Source organism: Sphingomonas sp. FW306-1B-B10E (assembly GCF_058782005.1).
Genome location: NZ_JBYSXG010000098.1, coordinates 1 through 4,934, shown reverse-complemented (window position 1 = coordinate 4,934; position 4,934 = coordinate 1). Strand labels below are relative to the sequence as shown.

The following is a 4,934-nucleotide window of genomic DNA, read 5'->3' as shown; positions in this document are numbered from 1 at the left end:
CCCCCTCCCCTGAAGGGGAGGGGGAGTAATGTTCAAGAAGATCCTGGTCGCCAATCGTGGCGAGATCGCCTGCCGCGTGATGCGCACCGCCAAGAAGATGGGGATCGCCACCGTCGCGGTCTATTCGGACGCGGATGCGCGTGCGCCGCATGTGCTGATGGCCGACGAATCGGTGCGGCTCGGGCCGGCGCCGGCGGCGGAAAGCTACCTCAAGGCCGAGCTGATCCTGCTCGCTGCCAAGGAGACCGGGGCGGACTGCATCCATCCGGGCTATGGCTTCCTCTCCGAGCGCGAAAGCTTCGCCACGGCGTGTGCCGAAGCGGGGATCGCGTTCGTCGGGCCGCCGCCCAACGCGATTGCGGCGATGGGCGACAAGATCGAGTCGAAGAAGCTGGCCAAGCAGGCGGGCGTGAACGTCGTCCCGGGTTTCGTCGGAGAGATCGACGATACCGAGCATGCGGTGCGGATCGCTTCCGAGATCGGCTATCCGGTGATGATGAAGGCCTCGGCGGGCGGCGGCGGCAAGGGAATGCGGCTGGCCTATTCCGAGCAGGACGTCCGCGAGGGCTTCGAGGCGACCAAGCGCGAGGGGCTGGCGAGCTTCGGCGACGACCGCGTGTTCATCGAGAAGTTCATCGAGAGTCCGCGCCACATCGAGATCCAGGTGCTCGGCGACCAGCACGGCAACATCGTCTATCTGAACGAGCGCGAATGCTCGATCCAGCGCCGCCACCAGAAGGTGGTCGAGGAGGCGCCGTCGCCCTTCGTTACGCCGGCGATGCGCAAGGCGATGGGCGAGCAGGCGGTCGCGCTGGCGCAGGCTGTAGGCTATTATTCCGCGGGCACGGTCGAGCTGATCGTCTCGGGTGCCGACACGACGGGCCAGGGCTTCTACTTTCTCGAGATGAATACCCGGCTGCAGGTCGAGCATCCGGTGACCGAGGAGATCACCGGGATCGACCTGGTCGAGCAGATGATCCGCGTGGCAGCGGGCGAGGCGCTGGTCTTCGCGCAGGACGATGTGACGATCAACGGCTGGGCGATCGAGAACCGGGTGTACGCCGAGGATCCGTATCGCGGCTTCCTGCCGAGCACAGGGCGGCTGGTGCGCTATCGCCCGCCGGCCGAGGCGCGCGACGAGGAGGGCGTCACCCGCGTCGACGACGGGGTGACCGAGGGCAGCGAGATCTCGATGTTCTACGACCCGATGATCGCCAAATTGGTGACCTGGGCGCCGACGCGTGAGGAGGCCGCGGACCGGCAGGTCGCCGCGCTCGACCGCTTCCGGATCGACGGGATCGGGCACAATATCGACTTCCTCTCGGCGATCATGCAGCATCCGCGCTTCCGCGACGGCGCGCTGACCACCGGGTTCATCGCGGAGGAATATCCCGAGGGCTTCGATGGCGCGCCGGCCTCGGCTGAGCTGCGACGCAAGCTCGCGGCGGCGGCGGCGGTGATCGACCTCGAGCGGAGCAAGCGCGCCGGGCGGATCAGCGGGCAGCTCAACGGGCCGGTCGAAGCGGGTGGCGCACGCGTCGTTACGGTCGAAGGCGAGCGGTTCGAACTGACGGTCGAGAGCCTTGGCGGTGTCGAGCTGGTCCGCGGTGCGGGCGAGCCGATGGAGCTGATCGGGCATTGGCGCCCGGGCGAGCCGCTGTTCGCAGTGCGGATCGACGATGTGCCGCTGACCGTCGGGGTCGAGCGCAAGGGTGGGGCGTGGAGGCTGACGGCGCATGGCGCGACCCACCGAGTCGAAGTGCTGCCGCCGCATATCGCGCAATATCGCCACCACATGATCGACAAGGTCCCGCCCGACATGAGCCGGTTCCTGCTCGCGCCGATGCCGGGGCTGCTCACGCAGTTGCATGTCGCGGCGGGGGACAAGGTCGAGGCCGGGCAGGCGCTCGCGGTGGTCGAGGCGATGAAGATGGAGAATATCCTGCGCGCCGAGCGGGCGGGGGTAGTCAAGGCGACGAATTTCGCGCCGGGCGAGAGCCTGGCGGTGGATGCAGCGATCCTCGAGTTCGAATAAGGCGTCGTGCTCCTGCGAAAGCAGGAGCGCTAGGGCCGCGAGCGACGTCCTCAATTACCCTGGGCTCCTGCTTTCGCAGGAGCACTGGGAGGCTAGACCAGCCCTCGTCCATCGACTCGCAGGACGGGGACGAAATCCTCGGGCCCGCCGCGGGGCAACGTGACGGTCAGTCCCGCGGCGCTCCGCTCGAAGCTTACGCGCCCGCCGCCGACTAGCGAGACTCGCTCGATCACTCCGTCGGGCAGCGCCGCCTTGCCCAGCGCGACGATCGTCACCGGCCGCTCGGGCCAGGCGAGCAAGGCGGCGTAGAGCGCGCCCTTGCGCGTGGTGAAGCGGACATCATCGGCGGTGAATTCGGCCTTGCCTTCGTTGAAGCCGCCGCCAATCACCTTGGTCGGCCCCTCGCCATAGATCCGCCACGGCCGCGAGCCGAAGATCGCGGCGTCGCCGTTGCGCTGCATCCACCGGGTGATCCCGGCGAGGATCTTGTCCTCCTCGCCGTCGATCGTGCCGTTGCCGCGCAGCGGAATCGACAGCAATAGATTACCGTTCTTAGAGACGACATCGCACAGCCGCTGGATGACCTTTGCGGCGGGAACATAGGATTTCTGCTCGAAGCGCGCGCGGTTGTAATGCCAGTCGCCGATGCAGGTGCAGGTCTGCCACGGCTCGGCGCGCAGCCGGTCGCTGACGCCGCGCTCGACATCCTCGACGAGCGCGGTCCGCTGGTAAGCAGTGAGCAATTTGGCGGTGGCGACGACCTCCACCTTGCCGTCGCGCGCGATGCTCTGGCGGTAATAATGCGCCAGCGCCTCGAGCCCGACATTGCCGAAGGGCAGCCCCGAATCGTCGAAATAGACCATGTCGGGGCGGTATTTCTCGACCAGGTCCTGCTGGCGGAGCAGCCATTTGGCGGCATGGTGGGGGTTCTGCGGCGGGGCGAACTCCATCCAGCGGCCGCTATGGACGTCGTGCCAGTCGCGCATCGCCTTCGCGCTCGCAATCCCCTCCGGCGGCACCATAGCCGGGCCGGTATAGAGCTCCTGCGGATCGAGCCCGTCCCACCAGGTGCCGGCGCCGTCGGCCTTGGTCAGTTTGAACGCATCGTAGCGCTCGCCCGCGCGCGGGCCTTCGGCGTCATAGCCATAGGCGGTCTGCCACCAATGCCAGGCGTGCGCACTGTGGTTGCTGACTCCGAAGCGCAGCCCCTCGCGGCGCGCAATCTTCTCCCAGGTGCCGATGATGTCGCGCTTGGGACCGACGCGCAGCGTATTCCAGGGGTGGTATTTGCTCTCAAAGGTGTCGAGATTGTCATGGTGGTTGGCGAGCGCCATGAAATAGCGTGCGCCCGCCGCCTTGTAGCGCTTGATCAGACCCTCGGGGTCCCAGTGCTCGCCCTTCCACGCATTCTCGATCTCGAGAAAGCCGCGATCGGCGGGATGGCCATAGGTCTTCAGGTGATGCGCGTAGAACGGGTCGCCCTGGATATACATCTTGCGGCCGTACCAGTCGCCGAACTCGGGGACGCATTGTGCGCTCCAATGCGCCCAGATCCCGAACTTGGCGTCGCGGAACCATTCGGGGATGCGAAAGGCGCCGACGAGGCTCGACCAGTCGGGGGTGACCTGCGCCTCGGCGGGGGAGGTCATTCCGGCAGCGGCGGTAATACCTGCGAAACCGCCCATCGCCTGCCTTCGCGTCCATCCCATATCACTCGCCTTTTCATTCATGAAACGCGTTTTCGATCAGGCTAGAGGCGGCTTTGCAGCGTGGCAATAGGATCGCAGTGGCGCGAAATCCGCAAAAACGCGTGTCTAAAATATTTCCTGAATAAGAATTTAATGTAAAACGCGCGCTAACTAACCGGAATCGCCTGCGTCCTGCGGCGATCTTAAAAGATTCGGAGTACTCCATGGGGGACAGGCGGGGCATCGAGCCCGTCCGTTACTCGACGTCGGGCATCGCGCCCGCCGAGCGTCACGACCAATGGTCCGATCGCGGCTGGCCGAGCATCGCGGCGCTGTTCGAGTCCACGCCGATCGGGCCTTTCTCGACCTCGGCCGAGAACATCTATCTCGACGGGATCGCCGTGTCCTATTCCACCGGCACGGCGCGGCTGCTCGAGCGCACACCCGAGCGGATCGCGACCGACCGGATCGACATTCTCGGCGTCGGGCTGCTGCTCGAAGGCGAGATGCATGGCATCGCCGGCAAGCGCGAGTTCGAGACGCGCGCCGGCGAGATCCTTCTGTTCGACATCGCCCAGCCGATCACGATGACGATGTCGATCGCGCGATCGATCCAGATGGCGGTCCCGCGCGCCCTCGCCGAGGCCGAGCTGGGGCCGGTCGCCGAACTGCACGGACTGGTCATCGGCCGCGATGAGGCGGCCTTGCTGCACACGCATCTGCACAAATTGAGCGAAGCGCTGCACCTGATCCCGCCCCAGGACGCACCGCGGCTCGCGCGGACTCTGCTCGATCTGCTGGTGGTTGCGGTGCACGCCTCGGCGGGCAAGGCGCAGCGCACGCCCGAGCCCGTGCTCGGCATGGCGGCGCGGGCGCGCGGCGAGATCCACGCCAACCTCGAATCGCCGTCGCTCAACGTCGCCAGCCTGTGCCGCCGGCTCAAGGTGTCGCGCAGCACGCTCCACAGGCTGTTTGACAAGGAAGGCGGGGTGCAGACCTATATCCGCAACTGCCGGCTCAATGCCGCGCGGATCGCGTTGCTCGATGCGGAGAATGACGAGCGCATCGGGGCGATGGCCGAGCGGCTGGGGTTCAGCGACGCGGCGCATCTCAGCCGCCTGTTCCGCGCGCGCTTCGGCGAGACGCCGAGCCAGTGCAGGGCGGGGCGGAAGGGTTGATGGTTCCCCTCCCTGAAAGGGAGGGGTCAGGGG

At 66.7% G+C, this 4,934-nt stretch carries 3 protein-coding genes; 2 read left to right on the top strand and 1 reads right to left on the bottom strand.

All coding sequences use genetic code 11. The annotated features are described in order from the left end of the window. Window positions 1–28: 28 nt before the first annotated feature. On the top strand, window positions 29–2,035 hold the full coding sequence (locus AC3WJI_RS21365) for an ATP-binding protein (RefSeq protein ID WP_492759325.1): 2,007 nt from the start codon (window positions 29–31) through the stop codon (window positions 2,033–2,035). Between the two features lie 92 nt (window positions 2,036–2,127). Here AC3WJI_RS21365 and AC3WJI_RS21360 read toward each other — a convergent pair whose 3' ends face one another. Further along, entirely contained in the window at window positions 2,128–3,720 is a 1,593-nt protein-coding gene (locus AC3WJI_RS21360; RefSeq protein ID WP_492759324.1) for an alpha-L-fucosidase, read from the bottom strand. A gap of 227 nt (window positions 3,721–3,947) precedes the next feature. Here AC3WJI_RS21360 and AC3WJI_RS21355 point away from each other — a divergent pair, with 227 nt between their 5' ends. Further along, complete coding sequence (locus tag AC3WJI_RS21355) at window positions 3,948–4,901, top strand: helix-turn-helix domain-containing protein (RefSeq protein ID WP_492759323.1); 954 nt, start codon at window positions 3,948–3,950, stop codon at window positions 4,899–4,901. Window positions 4,902–4,934 lie beyond the last annotated feature (33 nt).

Coding starts and splice junctions, on each gene's coding strand:
- AC3WJI_RS21355 (WP_492759323.1), top strand. CDS start 3,948: ATGGGGGACAGGCGGGGCATCGAGCCCGTCCGTTACTCGACGTCGGGC.
- AC3WJI_RS21365 (WP_492759325.1), top strand. CDS start 29: ATGTTCAAGAAGATCCTGGTCGCCAATCGTGGCGAGATCGCCTGCCGC.
- AC3WJI_RS21360 (WP_492759324.1), bottom strand. CDS start 3,720: ATGGGCGGTTTCGCAGGTATTACCGCCGCTGCCGGAATGACCTCCCCC.